Origin of the sequence: Kitasatospora sp. MBT66 (assembly GCF_000710405.2) — a bacterium.
GTDB classification, from domain to species: Bacteria; Actinomycetota; Actinomycetes; order Streptomycetales; family Streptomycetaceae; genus Kitasatospora; species Kitasatospora purpeofusca.
On the sequence record NZ_JAIY01000003.1, the window covers coordinates 892445 to 906422 of the forward strand.

Genomic DNA, 13978 nt, shown 5'->3' on the forward strand with positions numbered 1-13978 from the left:
GCCGGTGCGGCCCCGGCGACGGCCGCACCGCCGAGCAGACAGGCCGAGGCCGCGACCGCCACGGCGGCGGCACGCAGACGGAACGAGGAAGAACGGTTCATGGGGACTCCTCCGGAACGGATCCGATGTCACGGCGACGACCCGTGCCCCGGACGGGCGCCGGGGCGGACGGGGTCGGCGGAGCAAGTCTCCGGGCGCCGACCCCGGCCGGGCAAAACCCTTCGAGCACCGTCGAATTCGGACTCCGGACGCCGCAGGCCGGCCCCTCAGGGAGCGGCGAACAGCCCCGGGAAGGAAGAAGCCAGCCACGGCCGGCGGCCCCAGGCGAGCACCTTGCCCCGGCGGAGGGCGTCGGTGGCGGTGAAGCGGCCCAGGGCGATGAGCAGGAACGCGACCGGCTCGGTGAGGACGGTGCAGTCCGGACGGCGCGGCGGCTCCTCGCTCACCACGGCCGCACCGTCCGTGAAGGTCACCGCGAAGCCGTCCAGGCCCCGCACCCGCAGGCGGTAGCAGGCGCTGTGACCGGCCGCCGCGCGGGCGTCCACCACCAGCGGCATGGCCGTCCGCAGGAAGGGCATCGTCAGCCCCACCCGCCGCCGGTCGATCGGGTGCGGCCGCCCCAGCGCCACGGCGATGTCGTAGAGGTGGCCCAGCATGTGGGTCAGCAGATAGGCGCCGAGCGTGTCCAGGTCCATGCCGCCCAGTGGAGTCAGGACCGGCTCCGCGCCGCCGCGCGGCCCGGCCGCCGCGGTGAACCGCCGGGCCTGTCGGGCGATCTCCGCGCCGAGCACGGCCGGGTCCCGTTCCGGCCGCTCGGCCAGCGAGGCCGCGTTGGCCGCCGCCAGCGAGCCGGGGGTGCCGTCCCCGTACGGCCGGTCCGCGCCGGCCGCGAGTTCCGCCATCAGCTCGTTGGCCATCGCCAGGTGCGCGGCCGCCTCGGCGACCGTCCACTCCGCGCCGGGTATCGGGGTGGCGCCGCGGCAGCCGGCGAGCAGGGCGACCGCCGCGTCACCGACCTCGGTGACCGCGTCGAACAGCGCGCCGCGCCCGGCGCCGGGCCCCTGCGCGGGGAGCGGGAGTGTCATGAGGGAGAACCATGGCCGACTCCCCGGTCCCTGTCCAGACCCGCGCCGCAGGCCGGGCCGGGAGCCGGCGGGTACCCGCACCCGGAGCGGGGCTCCACCGCGTCAGTCCGCCACCGGGAGCGGCCCGCCACCGGGACGGCTCGGCGAACCGGGCGGACGGCGGTCGAGGACGCGCAGGCGCAGCCGGTGCGGCCGCAGGACGGTGGTCAGGCGCATCGGGCGGTCGTCGGAGCGGCGGCCGCCGGACAGCGCGACGGGGCGGCGGCGTGCCAGCAGGGTGGCCAGCGCGACGCCGGCCTCGGTGCGGGCGAAGTCCGCGCCCAGGCACTGGCGCGGGCCGTTGGCGAAGCCGGCGAACGCCCAGCGCGGCAGCGCGGCGGCCCGCTCGGGCAGCCAGCGGTCCGGGTCGAAGCGGGCCGGGTCGGCGAAGATCCCGGAATGGTGGTGGGCGACGTAGGGGCTCAGCACCACCTGGGTGCCGCGCGGCAGGGTGCGGCCGCCGAGCTCGGTGTCCCGGGTGCAGGTGCGCAGCAGCACCCAGCCCGGCGGGTACAGCCGCAGGGCCTCGGTCAGCACCCGGTCGGTGTACGGCAGTCGGGGCAGGTCGTCCCACCGGGCGGGCCAGCCGTCCGGCAGGACCTCGTCGAGTTCGCGGTACAGGGCGGCGAGCACGTCCGGGTGGGCCGTCAGCAGGCGCAGGGTCCAGGAGAGCTGGGAGGCGGTGGTCTCGGTGCCGGCCAGCAGCATCGCGACGACCTGGTCGTGCAGTTCGGCGTCGGACAGCGCCGTGCCGTCCTCGTCGCGGGCGGCGACCAGGCCCGCCAGCAGGCCGGTGCGGTCGCCGCCGTGCGCCCGGTGGTCGCGCACCAGCTCGGCGACGGTGCTCCGCAGGGTGCGGACGGCCGCGCGGTAGCGGGGACCGGCGGGCAGCCGGACCACCCGCCGCAGCGCTCCGGCGAACGCGGTCTCGAACGCCCGCTGGAGCCGGCCGGCCAGGGCGTCCGGCACCTCGGTGCCGAGCAGGGTGCGGGTCACCACCCGCAGGGTGAAGCGGTAGCAGGACGGGAAGACGTCCACCACCTCGCCGGGCCGCCAGGAGTCGGCGAGCAGTGCCGCCTCCCGGGTCATCACCTCCGCGTACTCGGCGATCCGGTCGGGCCGGAACTCCGGTTGCAGCATCCGGCGTTGGCGCCGGTGGTCGGCGTGGGCGCAGGTCGCGACCCCGTTGCCGAGGATCTCCCGGAAGCGCCCGTAGATCGGGCCGCCCTTGTCGAAGGTGCGGTCGTCGGCGTAGACCTGCCGCAGCAGTTCCGGGTGGCAGGGCACCACCAGCCGGTTCGGCCCCAGCCGCAGGTCCACCAGGTCGCCGTGCCGGTGCAGCCCGGCCAGCAGGGCGGCCGGATCCCGCACCAGTGCGGGCAGGTGCCCGAGCAGCGGCACCGCCCCGGGCAGGCTCGCGTGGACGTAGGCGGGGGGCGCGGTATCCCGCGCGGACGAGGACACGTACAGCAGCGTAGGGACGGGCGCGGCCCGGCGACAGTGTCCGCGCGCGCCGCGCCCGGGGCCCGGGGGGCGCCCGGGCGCGAACAGGGGGCGTGGGGTCAGGCGCCGGTCGCGGCGGAGGCTGCGACGGTGGCCGCGGTGGTGGCGGCCAGGATCGCGACCTGGGTCGCGCGGATCGTCTCCTGGACGGCGTCCGCCGCCCACTGGCCCTCGGCGAGGGCGGCCATCCTCGGCTCGACGCGCTTGCCCTGCTCCCCGGGGAAGGCCAGCCGGTACAGGCGGGCGCCGTGCAGGAGGCCGATCAGGCCGGCGGTCCGCAGGTCCGGCTCGGCACCGTCCAGCACGACGCGGTTCAGCCGCTCGCGCAGCTCTCGCTCGGCCGTGCCGTCGGCCTCGGGGAAGCGGCGGACGGGGAAGAGTCCAAGCACCCGGTGCCGTTCCTCGGTGACGATGCCGCGCCCGCGCAGGCTCTGCAGGGTGGCTTCGACGCTCCTGGCCTGGTCCTTCCGCAGCCAGGCGGCCACCGTGGCGGACTTGGTGCTCCCGGCCCAGGCAGCGAGCGACTCCAGCCGGGCGTCGAGCAGCGCGTCGCCGGTCGGCGAGCTGTCGGCCACCTCGACCCGGCCGTCGTCGACCCTGATGCGCTCAGCGAGCGCCAGCTCCAGCAGCAGGCCGGCGGCGACGATCCAGCCGACCGCCCAGCGGTCCTTGGCCTGGCCGCTGTCGTCGTCCAGCGACAGCAGCATGATCTCTTCGGCCAGTGTGACGTGCATGGTCCCATCCCCCGTGATCAAGGTACGAGCGCCCGGGTCCGGGGACGGTGGTCCTCGGCCGGAACGTTCGAACGATCGAGTGATGATAGATCATTTCGATCGGAAAAACAGGAGGTCAGGAGGTCAGGAGGTCAGGGGTCAGGGGTCAGGAGCTCAGCACGACGCGGCGGGTCGGACGGGCCGGACCGCGCGGGCGGCGAGCAGCTCGTCCAGGCCGACGATCCGGTAGCCGCGGCGGCGCAGGCCGGTGATCACCTCCGGCAGGGCGGCGACGGTCTGCGAACGGTCGCCGCCGCCGTCGTGCATCAGCACCACCGAGCCCGGACCGACCCCGTCCAGCACCCGCTCCGCGAGGACTCCGGCCCCGGGCCGCGACCAGTCCTTCGCGTCGACGTCCCAGAGCGCGGTGGTGAGGCCCGACCCGGCCACCGCCGTGAGGAGTTCCGGGCTGCGGCCGCCGTACGGGGGGCGCAGCCAGCGCGACGGGCGGGTGCCCCCGCAGGCGCTGGCCAGGGCGTCGGCGGTGAAGCCGAGCTGCTCGCGGAGTCCGATCGGGCCGAGGTCCGGCAGGTAGGCGTGGGACCAGCTGTGGTTGCCCAGGGTGTGGCCCTCGGCGGCGATCCGGCGGACCACACCGGGGTGGGCCAGGGCGTGCAGGCCGATGCAGAAGAACGCGGCGGGGGCGTCGTACCGGGCGAGCACGTCCAGCACCTGCGGGGTGTACTCCGGGTGCGGGCCGTCGTCGAAGGTCAGTGCCACCAGCGGGGCGATTCCCCCGCCTCCTGCCAACAGCAGCCCCTGTTGGGCGAGTTCGTGCTCTACCGGTCCGCTGGCCGCCTCCTCGGCGGCGATCCCGTCCTCGCGGCCGGCCATGGTCCAGCCGTCCGGCGGCAGCACCGTCAGCGCCTCGGGGCGGGAGCGGCCGAGCGCGGCCAGGGAGCGGGCCGTGGTCCGACCGTCCGTCAGCACCGGTGGGTCGGCCCGGAGTACGGGTATGCCGAGGGCGGCGAGGGGGGCGTCCATGATGCCGTTGGCGCTGTCGAGGACGACCGCGAAGCCGTCCGCCGACTCCGCCGCCAGTTCGGCCAGCCGCGCCACCGGCCGTTCCAGGCCGCAGTGTTCGTACACCTCGTCCGCCCCGGACGGCCCGTCGTCGGCGCCCGCCACGGCGATCCGGTAACCCTCACGCGTCAGACCCACACCTGCGAACCGCACTGTGCTGCGCCTCCCTTGGACCGTTCGAGGCCGGCGGGACGGCTGCCGGCGGCTGCGGACGGCGGCCGACGACGGCGGGCCGGTACGGACCGCTGCGGGCGGGCACCCTCGGCATCCGCCCGGCGCGCACCCCGGTCGGCGGGCAGCCCAGATCATACGGACGCCGGGCCTCCGCGACGACAGGTACGGCAGGCAGCTTCCGGCCGAGGGGCGGAGGCCGGGTCCGGGGTCCGGGGTCCGGGAAAACGGAAGGGCAGGCGCCGGTTAGGGTCGGGGCCATGTCTACTGCCGCCCCCACTCCCACCCTGCGCCCCGCCACCCGCGCCGACCTGCCCGCCGTGCTGGCCCTGCTGGCGGACGAGGACCGGGTGGTTGACCCGGCGACGGTCGTGGTGACGGAGGCGTACGAGCGCGCCTTCCACGCGATCGACACCGACCCGCGCAACGAGATGCTCGTCCTGGCGGACGCGGACGGCGCCGTGATCGGCTGCCTCCAGGCCACCTACATCCCGGGCCTCGGCAAGGGCGGCGCCGAACGGGCGCTGCTCGAAGCGGTGCGGATCCGCGCCGACCGGCGCGGGGAGGGGCTCGGCCGCGTCCTGATGGCGCTCGCGATCGACCGGGCCCGTTCGCGCGGCTGCGGGCTGGTCCAGCTGACCAGCAACAAGCAGCGCGAGGCCGCGCACCGCTTCTACGCCGGGCTGGGCTTCACCCGCAGCCACGACGGGTTCAAGCTCGCGCTCTGAGGCCGGTGCTCCGTGCGCCGTGCGCCGGGGCGCCCACCCGGCGGGCCGCAGCGGCGGGGAAGCCGCCGGGAAGCGGCAGCGGAGCGGCCGGTTCCGGCCAGGCCGCGGACGGGGCGGGACGGGCGCGGTGGGGCGGCCGGTACCGGTGCGGGGACGGACGGGGCTGGGAGGGCCGCCGGGGGCGGACGGGGCGGTGGACGGCCGCCGCGCGAACGGCCGACGGCGGACCGGGCGGCCCGTGCCGGAGGCCTGTGCCACCGCCCGGCGCGCCCCTACGATGTGAGCGCCGTCGGGCCTGACCCCCGACCCCGTCACTGCCGGCCGACGCCGGACCGCACCGGTCCTCCCTGAGGGGCCGTCGTCCCGTCGGCCGCCGCGCCGGCCCCCGCCACGGGCCCGGGCGGAGCAGCAGTGCGGGCAGCACCGCGCAGGCCACCCGTGATTCCTCACCGTCCAAGGGGTATGCCCATGCACGCCGGTACCTTCGCACCACCGGTCAGACCCGTCGGCGGCGCCCGCGCCGTCCGCGCCCTGCTCCTCGTCCTCGCCGTGCTGGCGGCCCTGGTGGGCGTCAGCCTCCCGGCGGCCGGCCCGGCCAACGCCGCGGTGCCCGACCGCTGGGGCTTCGCCTACCTCGACAACCCGAACCCGCCGCTGGGGTACGTCCCCGACCCCAGCCGCCAGTGGGGCAGTTGGCCCACTCCGGCCGCCAACCCGGTGAAGGTCGACCAGCTCGGCACCGGTTCCTACGTGGTGCACTTCCCGCTGATCGCCGGGCCCGGCGGCATCGCGCACGTGACGGCCGTGAGCCGCACCGGCAGCTGGTGCCAGGTCCGGAGCTGGGGCACCGCCGGCACCGGTCAGGACGTCACCGTGGGCTGCTACCGCCCGGGCGGCGCGCCCGAGGACAACCGGTTCACCGTCCTCTACACCACCAGCAGCGGCGTGCCGTCCCCGCCCGGCGGCAGCTACGGCTATGTGTTCGCCAACCCCACCGGATCGGTGATCACCCAGTACAACTCGGCCGGCGGCACCAACACGGTGGGCCCCGGCGGCACCGGCATCTGGAAGGTCTGGCTGCCCGGCCTGGGCCAGTCCACCCCGGTCGGCAACCTCCAGGTCACCGCCGTGGACGCGACCGCGGGCGCCCGCTGCAAGGTCGCCGACTGGTCGCCCTCCGCCACCGGCCAGACCGTCGTGGTCGCGTGCTTCAACGCGTCCAGCGCGCCGTACAACACCCGCTGGACGCTGAGCTACGCGGAGAAGCGGGCCGTGCACGGCCCGGCCTTCCCGCCCAGCAACTTCGGCTACCTGTGGTTCAACGGCGGTCTCCCCCCGGGCACCAACTACAACTCCTCCGGGGCCGTCAACACCCTGACCGGCTCGGTGCCGTACACCGTCAACCTGCCGAACGTCGCGGTGCCCTCGGACACCGCCCAGGTCACGGCCTTCGGCCCCGGCCCGGACTACTGCGGGCTGGCCACGCCCTGGAACCGCAGCGCCGGCACGGTGAACCTGTTCGCGCTGTGCTTCAACAGCTCGGGCTCGCCGATCGCGTCCCGCTTCTTCACCGCCTACACCTCGGCGTTCTAGCCGCGCCGACGGCCGGGCGCGCGACGGTGGTCGCGCGCCCGGCCGTGGAGCGGTGCCGCCTCAGCTCCGGGTGAAGGTGCCGAGGCCGTCGTGGTCGAACTGCTCGACCACCACGGTGGCGGCCTTCCCGTCCGCCCCCACCGCGAAGGTCACCCCGGACAGGCCGGCCGCGTTCTCGCCCCGGGTCCGGAAGCTGAACACGTCGCCGTCGTAGTGCTGGAGCGGGAAGCGCAGGTTGTCCGGCCCCAGGCTCATCACCAGCCCGCCGCCGTCCCCGGGGCCCACCGTCAGCGGACCGAAGTAGTCGTTGCCGTAGGTGCCGAGGTAGGCGCTGTCCGGCTTCGCCGGGGCCGCTCCGGCCGGCGGGGAGGCGTAGTCGGTCGGCGACACCGGGCTCGCCGCGGCGGCGGGCACCACCTTGCCCAGGAAGCCCAGCCAGTCCACCGTCTCGTGGCCGTACTGGGCGAGGTCGAAGAACTCCTCGGCCACCGCCTCGGGGACGCCGGTGGGCTGGCCGTTGGTCAGGACCACGATCCCCAGCTGCTCGGAGGGCAGCAGGGTCACCACGGTCGCCGCGCCCAGCGAGAAGGCACCGGAGTGGTTCAGCCGTAGCCGGCCCTCGGCGTCGTAACTCACGTTCCAGCCCAGGCCGTAGAAGCCGCTCCGGCCGGCGGGCGCGGTGGTCGGGCTGGAGACGGTCTGCGGCAGCCGGGTCTCGTTCAGTCCCGCCGGGTCGACGATCTGCTTGCCCTCGAAGGTGCCGTCGGCGAGCTGCAGCCGCATCCACCGGCCGAGGTCCTGCACGGTGGAGCTCACCCCGCCGGCCGGGGCCTGCGGGTCGGGGTTCTCGGTGGTGCTGACCTGCCAGCCGGCGGCGTCGCGCACGTGCGGCGTCGCCTTGTTCGCCGCGCTGTCGTAGGCGGAGCGCAGGGAGCTGGTGGAGTTCATCCCCAGCGGCTTGTAGAGCACGTCCGCCGCGAGGTCCTCCCAGGCCACGCCCTTGGCCTTGGCGACGGCCACGGCGGCCTCGGTCAGGCCGTAGTTGGTGTAGGCGTAGCTCGCGCGGAACGGCGCCAACCGGTGCTCCCGGAGGTGCTGCAGGATGTAGTCGCGCTGGTAGCCGAGGTCCTCCAGCAGGTCGCCGGCGTGGTCCGGCAGACCGCTGCGGTGGGCGAACAGGTCGGCGATCGTCACATGGCTGCTCACCCAGGGGTCGGCCAGGGCGAAGCCGGGATCGTGGGCGGTCACCGGGTCGTCCCACTTCACCGTCTTCTGGCCGACCACCCCGGCGACCACGGTCGAGGAGATCGGCTTGGACACCGAGGCGAGCTGGAACACCGTGTCCGGGTCCACCGCCTCCGGCTTGCCGAGCCGGCGGACGCCCAGGCCCTTGGCGTGGATCACCTTGTCCTTGTACACGACGGCGAGGGCCAGCCCCGGCACCCCGGTCTTCGCCAGGGCGTTCTGCGCGTAGCCGTCGATCCGGGCCACGGCGGCGTTCACCTGGTCCTCGGTCAGCTCGGCCGGGGGCTGCCGCGGCGGCGCGGTGGCCGGGGCGGACGCCGAGGTCGTCGAAGCGCCGCCGGAGGACGGGGAGGCCGGGCTCGTGGGGGCGGGTTCGGGGTCGCCGCCGGACGTCGAGGTGCATCCGCCGAGCAGCGGGACGCCCAGCAGCAGACCGGCCGCCAGCAGGGGCGCGGTGCCGCGCGGCACCGGGCGGGGCGTGGTCCGGCCGGGCCCGGCGGCGGTCCGCCGGGGTGCGCCGTGACGATGCATCGGGATCCTCCCTCGTCCGGGCGGCGCGGCCCGCATTCGGCGGCGCCGCCGTCCGCCTCACGGCGCGAGTATTCGACGCCCCGTCCGGCGCCCGCTCCCGCCGCGCGCCCGGCCGTCCCGCAATCCACCCGTCCGGCGGCGTGTATGAACGGGGTCGCGGTCGAGGACCGGGGCGGACGGCCCGGCCCCCGGCCCCGGTCAGGTGTCGGACAGCAGCTCGCGGATCAGGCGGACCAGGGCCGGCACCGCCGGGTGCGGCGGGGTGTCGGCGCGCCGGGCGAGGAACAGCGGCACCGGCGGGGCGTCGGTGAGCGGCCGGTAGGCGATCATCGGGTGGCTGTGCAGCCGGGGCGTCGCCGCGGTCGAGACGCCGACGGCGCGGCCCCCGGCGATGGCGGTGAGCCACTCGTCGGTGTTGTCGACCTCGATCGTCGCCGGTGGCCGGGCCCCGGCCGGCCAGAGGTCGAGGGTGGTGGTACCGGCGACCGTGTTCAGCGCGACCGGCCGGGCCGCGAGGTCCGCGAGGGTGAGGGTGGCCCGCCCGGCGAGTTCGCTGTCCGCGGGGACGGCCGCCACCCGCTCCTCCTCCAGCAGCAGTTCGGTGACCAGCCCGGGTTCGGTGACCTCGCCCCGCAGCAGGGCGACATCCGCCCGGCCCCGGGCGAGGCCGGCGGTGCGGTCGTCGATCCGGCGCAGTTCGAGCGGCTGGTCCGGGTGCTCCCGGTCCCAGCGGCGCAGCAGCGGCACGGTGTACTCGCCGAGGGCCGGCCAGGGGTGGCCGAGGCGCAGCGGGAGGACGGTCAGCGCGCGGGGGTCGAGGGCGACGTCGACGGCGGAGAGGGCGGCGGCGGCCCGGTCCCGGAAGGCCAGGCCGGCGGCGGTGAGCTCCAGGTGGTGGGTGGAGCGGTCGACCAGGCGGGTGCCCAGGTGGTTCTCCAGTTGGCGCAGGGTGCGGGACAGGGCGGGCTGGCCGATGTGCAGGCGGAGCGCGGCGCGGGTGATCGTCCCTTCCTCGGCGATGGCGAGGAAGGCTCGCAGGTGGCGCAGCTCGATGGTCATGCCCGGGGAGCATAACCGCCGTCGGATCGGCATTTCACGCGCCGGGGGCGGATTCCTAGCGTGGACGGCATGACGAGAAGGACGGACACGATGTCAGGGATCGCGACGGCGGTTGCACCGCCGAGGTTCGCAGCGAGCCTCCGGAGCGGCGGACAGCAGGCACGGGGCAGGCCCCGGACGGTGAGCGTGCCCGCCCGGGCGGGCAGTGCCGCCGGTGTCGGCATGGTGCTGGGCGGCACCCTCTCGGTGCAGTTCGGCTCCGCCGTCGCCGCCCTGCTGTTCCCCCGGGCCGGCGCCCTGGGCACGGTCGCGCTGCGGGTGACGATCACGGCCGTGCTGCTGCTCGCCGTCTGCCGCCCCCGGCTGCGCGGGTACGGCCGGGCGGACTGGGCCGTCGCGGGCGTCTACGGGGTCGCGCTCGGCGGGATGAACATCCTCTTCTACCAGGCGATCGACCGGATCCCGCTCGGCCCGGCGGTGGCCCTGGAGGTGCTCGGGCCGCTGCTGATGTCGGTCGTCGCCGCCCGGCGGGCGGCCGGCCTGCTGTGGGCGGGGCTGGCGTTCGCGGGCGTGCTGCTGCTCGGGCGGGACGGCTTCGACCGGCTCGACCCGGCCGGTGCCGGGTTCGCGCTCGGCGCGGGCGCGATGTGCGCCGCCTACATCCTGCTCGGCGCCCGGGCCGGGCGGCGCTTCCCCCGGTTGGACGGGCTCGCGGTGGCGATGACGGTGGCCGCGCTGATGAGCCTGCCGCTGGGGATCGGCTCGGCCGGCGCCACCCTGCTGGAACCCGGGGTGCTGGGGCTCGGGCTGGCGGTGGCGCTGCTGTCCTCGGGCCTGCCGTACTCGCTGGAGCTGCTGGCGCTGCGGCGGCTGTCCGCGCCGGCCTTCGCCGTCCTGACCGGGCTGGCCCCGGCGGTCGGGGCGCTGGCCGGGTTCCTGGTACTGGGGCAGGAGCTGTCGGCGGCCCAGTGCCTGGCGGTGGTCCTGGTGGTGGCGGCCGGCGCGGGCGCGGTCCGGGCGGGCCGGGGAGCGGCCCCCTCGCCACGATCGGCCCTTCGCCGGCCGAACGCGGGATCGACGGAAGGACCGCCCGGACGCCCCGGGGCGTAGGAACTGCGCCAGTCCGACGGTTCGGATCCGGCCGATTTCCCCGCGGCACTCCCGGAGCGCCCGCGCGCCTGCCATGCTCACCAGCGGCAATGCGCTCCGAGTAGTCGGAGCGTCACACACCGTTGACGAAAGTCCGGGTGGGCACGTGCAGTACTCGATCAGCGCGGCGGCGTTCGTCGCGATCATCATCCTGATCCGCCTCCGGCGCCGGACCGAGGCCCGCAGCCGGGGCGACGAGGCGTTCACCGTGTTCAGCAGCATCGTGCTCGGCGTCCTGATCGCCGGCACGGGCTGGGGGCAGGCGATCCTCCAACTCGTCGGTGTGGTCACCCGGGCCACCCACTGACCGGAACGGAGGACGGTTGACCGGACGCCGAACTCCCGTACGCCGCCGCAGGCGTGGTCGCCGCCCGCCGGGCGACGCGGTGACCTGGCTGGTGGGCGCGGCGGTGGCGGCCACGGTGCTGCGCTGGCTGGCGGCGCACTGGTGGCTGCTCGTCCTCGCCGCCGTCACGGCCGCCGCCGCGGTGGCAGCGGCGGCGCACCGGCGCCTTCGTGCGGCACGCCAACAGCGCTTGCACGCCGCGCGGTTGCGACTGGCGCTGACCGGTCCGGGCGGGCTCGACCGGCTGGCACCGGACGCCTTCGAGTACGCGGTGCGCGACCTGCTGGAGCGGGACGGCTGCCGCGCGCGCAAGGTCGGCGGGGCGAACGACCGGGGCGTGGACGTCCTCGCCGAGGACCCGGCGGGCCGCCGCTGGGCGGTGCAGTGCAAGCACAAACGGGACCCCGTCAGCGGCAGACCGGTGGGCGTCGACGTCCTGTACGCGCTCGCCGGCACCTACCGGCGCAGCCACGGCGCCCACGTCGCGGTCGTCGTCACCAACGGCCGCTTCTCCCGCGAGGCGCTCAAGTGGGGCGCCGAGCAGGGCATCCTGCTCGTCGACCGACCCTCGCTCGCCCGCTGGGCCGGGGGCGGCCGCCCGCTGTGGGAGGTCCTGCCCCGCGTCCCGGCCCCCCGCCAGGGGCGCCACCGCTGACGCCCGACCGCCGGCCTGCCGACCGTGGGGCGGTGTCGCGCCCGAACGGGCTCTGGCAGGATCGGCCGGGTGGAGAACGACGAGGGGACGGGGCCCCGATTGGTCGTCGGGGCGGGGTACGCGCTGTACCGGGGACCGCTCGCCGACAGCCACGCCCACCGGCACGCGGCCTTCCAGGTCGCGTTCGCGTCCGGGGCGGCCGACCCCGTGCCCACGGTGACGGCCACCGACGGGGACGGGGTGCGGCACCGCGGTGCCGCACTGGTGGTGGCACCGATGGTGCGCCACCGGATGGCGCCGGTCCGGGAGTTGGTGACCTACTTCGTCGATCCGCACTGCGCGTTCGCCGACCGGCTGCGGAGCCCCGGCGGCCCGGGCATCACGGTGGCGCCGCAGTGGCGCGGCCTGCGGGAGGAACAGGTCCGCCCCGCCGGGGCACTGCCCTCGGCCCGGGTCGATCCCCGGCTGCGCGCGGCGATGGAGGCCGCCGGCGAGGACGACGCCCTTCCGCTGACCGGTCTGGCCGCACAGGTCGGGCTCTCCCCGCAGCGCCTGCGGTCCCTGGCGCAGGAGCAGTTGGGCCTGCCGCTGGCCCGCTGGCGGATCTGGCGGCGGCTGGCCCGCGCGGCCGACGCGCTGCGCGCGGGCAGCACCCCGGCCGAGGCCGCCCTCCTCGGCGGCTTCGCGGACCAGGCGCACTTCGGGCGCCGGATGCGGGAGATGACGGGGCTGACGCCCGCCGCGGTACTCCCCGCCCTACGCCCGGCCCTGCGCCCGGCCCTGCGCCCGGCCCCGCGCCCGGTCGGTGGTCAGGACCGCCTGGCCACGTAGAGCGAGAGCGAGCCCGTCAGCGTCGCGACGGTCTCGCTCTCCCGCACGTTCTCGAAGCCCGCCTCCGCGATCAGCCGGGGCAGGACGCCGTCGGCGTTGGGCTGGGTGTCCGCCTTCCCGTCGGCCAGTTGCACGAACCGGAACGCCAGCCGCATCGCGGCCGTGCGCTGCTTGCCGTAGTCGGCGATCACCAACTTGCCGCCGGGGCGCAGCGTCTCGTGCATCGCGGCCAGTACGGCGCGCTTCATCGGCACGGGGCACTGGTGCAGGACCAGGCTGGAGACGACGGTGTCGGCCGTCCCGGCACCCACGATCGCGGCCACCTCGTCGCCCATACCGACCCGCCACTCCGTGGTGCCGCCCGGGGTACCGCCCGCGACGGCAGCGGCGGCGGCCTTGCGACGGGCCACCGCCAGGGCCTCCGGGTCGGGATCGACACCGATGACGGTGGCGCGCGGTTCGACCCGGTTCAGCAGCACCGCCAACGAGCCGGTGCCGCAGCCGACATCGACGACCACGTCCTCCGGTCGCGGCGCGACGTGCATGGCGACCAGGCTGCGCCACAGCCGCTCCCGGGTGAGGGCGACCACCGGATCGTAGAGGCGGACCGGCGCGAAGCGTCCGGCGGCGGGGGTGAAACTGCGTTCGTTCATGGGCAGCAGTCTTGACGTCGCGTCAGTGCCGCGTCTTGAACGAATCGCTCGCCCGGCGGCCGGGGCAGGACGGCCCCGGCCGCCGGGGTCAGCCCGCCGCGGCGACGAGGCGTTGGAGCTGGGGCGTCACCAGCTCCGGGCGCAACGCCGGGGCGTGGGCGGTGTCGTCGGCGGTCAGGAACAGCACCCGGTTGTCACCCACGGCCGCCCAGAGGTAGACCCTGGTGAGGCCGCCGGGCGAGGTGACGGCCCCGGTGGGGGTCCGCACCTCGAAGCCGACGGCCGGGACGTCGAGCCCCGGCCACGGGACCGGCTCGACCGTCAGCTGCACGCCGCCGTTGCCGTTGTCGAGCCGGACGCCGGTGCAGCCGCCCCCGGTCACCGCCGCCCGCAGCGCCTCGAAGCGTTCCCGGGACAGCCCGTCGGCGAGCCCGGCCACGTCGATCTGGGTCCGGTTGGCGAGCACGTTGTTCCCGGTGACGTACCAGCGGCGGACGGACACGGCCGGTCGCTCGAACATCGCGCGGAGCACCGGCGCGCATTCGGGGTGCTGCTGCGCGGCCGCCTCTGCCTTCGGGTCCAGGGCGGTGGCCG

14 protein-coding genes are annotated in these 13978 nt (G+C 76.1%); 6 read left to right on the forward strand and 8 right to left on the reverse strand.

Annotated elements, in window-relative coordinates:
- Positions 1–266 precede the first annotated feature (266 nt).
- From BI06_RS06010 to BI06_RS06025, 4 genes are all read right to left on the reverse strand, one after another.
- Entirely contained in the window at positions 267–1085 is an 819-nt protein-coding gene (locus tag BI06_RS06010) for a maleylpyruvate isomerase family mycothiol-dependent enzyme (RefSeq protein WP_051740296.1), read from the reverse strand.
- A 102-nt stretch (positions 1086–1187) separates the two neighbouring features.
- Positions 1188–2588 carry a cytochrome P450 gene (locus BI06_RS06015; RefSeq protein WP_063794915.1) on the reverse strand — a complete coding sequence of 467 codons (1401 nt, stop codon included), beginning with the start codon at positions 2586–2588 and terminating at the stop codon, positions 1188–1190.
- A 98-nt stretch (positions 2589–2686) separates the two neighbouring features.
- Positions 2687–3361: a GPP34 family phosphoprotein gene (locus BI06_RS06020; protein ID WP_030395468.1), complete on the reverse strand. Its 675-nt coding sequence runs from the start codon at positions 3359–3361 to the stop codon at positions 2687–2689.
- A 153-nt stretch (positions 3362–3514) separates the two neighbouring features.
- Positions 3515–4561 (reverse strand): polysaccharide deacetylase family protein, encoded by a 1047-nt coding sequence (locus BI06_RS06025; RefSeq protein WP_051740298.1) that lies wholly within the window; start codon positions 4559–4561, stop codon positions 3515–3517.
- 293 nt (positions 4562–4854) lie between these two features.
- Here BI06_RS06025 and BI06_RS06030 point away from each other — a divergent pair, with 293 nt between their 5' ends.
- Positions 4855–5322 (forward strand): GNAT family N-acetyltransferase, encoded by a 468-nt coding sequence (locus BI06_RS06030; protein ID WP_030395470.1) that lies wholly within the window; start codon positions 4855–4857, stop codon positions 5320–5322.
- A gap of 468 nt (positions 5323–5790) precedes the next feature.
- Positions 5791–6915: a hypothetical protein gene (locus BI06_RS06035; protein WP_043465559.1), complete on the forward strand. Its 1125-nt coding sequence runs from the start codon at positions 5791–5793 to the stop codon at positions 6913–6915.
- A gap of 60 nt (positions 6916–6975) precedes the next feature.
- On the opposite strand, the gene BI06_RS06040 is transcribed toward BI06_RS06035, so the two are convergent.
- Both BI06_RS06040 and BI06_RS06045 read right to left on the reverse strand, forming a co-directional pair.
- Positions 6976–8691, reverse strand: a complete 1716-nt coding sequence (locus BI06_RS06040) for a serine hydrolase (protein WP_082558292.1) — start codon at positions 8689–8691, stop codon at positions 6976–6978.
- A gap of 198 nt (positions 8692–8889) precedes the next feature.
- Positions 8890–9750 (reverse strand): LysR family transcriptional regulator, encoded by an 861-nt coding sequence (locus BI06_RS06045; RefSeq protein ID WP_030395473.1) that lies wholly within the window; start codon positions 9748–9750, stop codon positions 8890–8892.
- Positions 9751–9819: 69 nt separating this feature from the next.
- On the opposite strand from BI06_RS06045, the gene BI06_RS06050 reads away from it, so the two are divergent.
- The 4 genes from BI06_RS06050 to BI06_RS06065 all read left to right on the forward strand — a co-directional run bounded on the left by BI06_RS06050 (position 9820) and on the right by BI06_RS06065 (position 12731).
- A complete protein-coding gene (locus tag BI06_RS06050) occupies positions 9820–10860 on the forward strand; it encodes a DMT family transporter (protein WP_233290022.1) in 1041 nt (346 codons plus the stop codon).
- Between the two features lie 145 nt (positions 10861–11005).
- Positions 11006–11206, forward strand: a complete 201-nt coding sequence (locus BI06_RS06055) for a hypothetical protein (protein ID WP_030395475.1) — start codon at positions 11006–11008, stop codon at positions 11204–11206.
- A 79-nt stretch (positions 11207–11285) separates the two neighbouring features.
- Positions 11286–11900 carry a restriction endonuclease gene (locus BI06_RS06060; protein ID WP_233290023.1) on the forward strand — a complete coding sequence of 205 codons (615 nt, stop codon included), beginning with the start codon at positions 11286–11288 and terminating at the stop codon, positions 11898–11900.
- Between the two features lie 69 nt (positions 11901–11969).
- Positions 11970–12731: an AraC family transcriptional regulator gene (locus BI06_RS06065; RefSeq protein ID WP_051740299.1), complete on the forward strand. Its 762-nt coding sequence runs from the start codon at positions 11970–11972 to the stop codon at positions 12729–12731.
- Here the strand turns inward: BI06_RS06065 and BI06_RS06070 are convergent.
- Together BI06_RS06070 and BI06_RS06075 are read right to left on the reverse strand one after the other, a co-directional pair.
- Positions 12710–13384: a class I SAM-dependent methyltransferase gene (locus BI06_RS06070; protein WP_043465563.1), complete on the reverse strand. Its 675-nt coding sequence runs from the start codon at positions 13382–13384 to the stop codon at positions 12710–12712. The two genes, BI06_RS06065 and BI06_RS06070, sit on opposite strands and share 22 nt — an antisense overlap.
- A gap of 88 nt (positions 13385–13472) precedes the next feature.
- Positions 13473–13978: hypothetical protein (locus BI06_RS06075; RefSeq protein ID WP_043465565.1), on the reverse strand; the 506-nt coding region annotated here is incomplete at its 5' end.

What these genes read in the sequence shown, in the direction of transcription:
- BI06_RS06070 (WP_043465563.1), bottom strand. Translation starts at nt 13,384, where the DNA reads ATGAACGAACGCAGTTTCACCCCCGCCGCCGGACGCTTCGCGCCGGTC.
- BI06_RS06040 (WP_082558292.1), bottom strand. Translation starts at nt 8,691, where the DNA reads ATGCATCGTCACGGCGCACCCCGGCGGACCGCCGCCGGGCCCGGCCGG.
- BI06_RS06050 (WP_233290022.1), top strand. Translation starts at nt 9,820, where the DNA reads ATGACGAGAAGGACGGACACGATGTCAGGGATCGCGACGGCGGTTGCA.
- BI06_RS06020 (WP_030395468.1), bottom strand. Translation starts at nt 3,361, where the DNA reads ATGCACGTCACACTGGCCGAAGAGATCATGCTGCTGTCGCTGGACGAC.
- BI06_RS06010 (WP_051740296.1), bottom strand. Translation starts at nt 1,085, where the DNA reads ATGACACTCCCGCTCCCCGCGCAGGGGCCCGGCGCCGGGCGCGGCGCG.
- BI06_RS06035 (WP_043465559.1), top strand. Translation starts at nt 5,791, where the DNA reads ATGCACGCCGGTACCTTCGCACCACCGGTCAGACCCGTCGGCGGCGCC.
- BI06_RS06030 (WP_030395470.1), top strand. Translation starts at nt 4,855, where the DNA reads ATGTCTACTGCCGCCCCCACTCCCACCCTGCGCCCCGCCACCCGCGCC.
- BI06_RS06045 (WP_030395473.1), bottom strand. Translation starts at nt 9,750, where the DNA reads ATGACCATCGAGCTGCGCCACCTGCGAGCCTTCCTCGCCATCGCCGAG.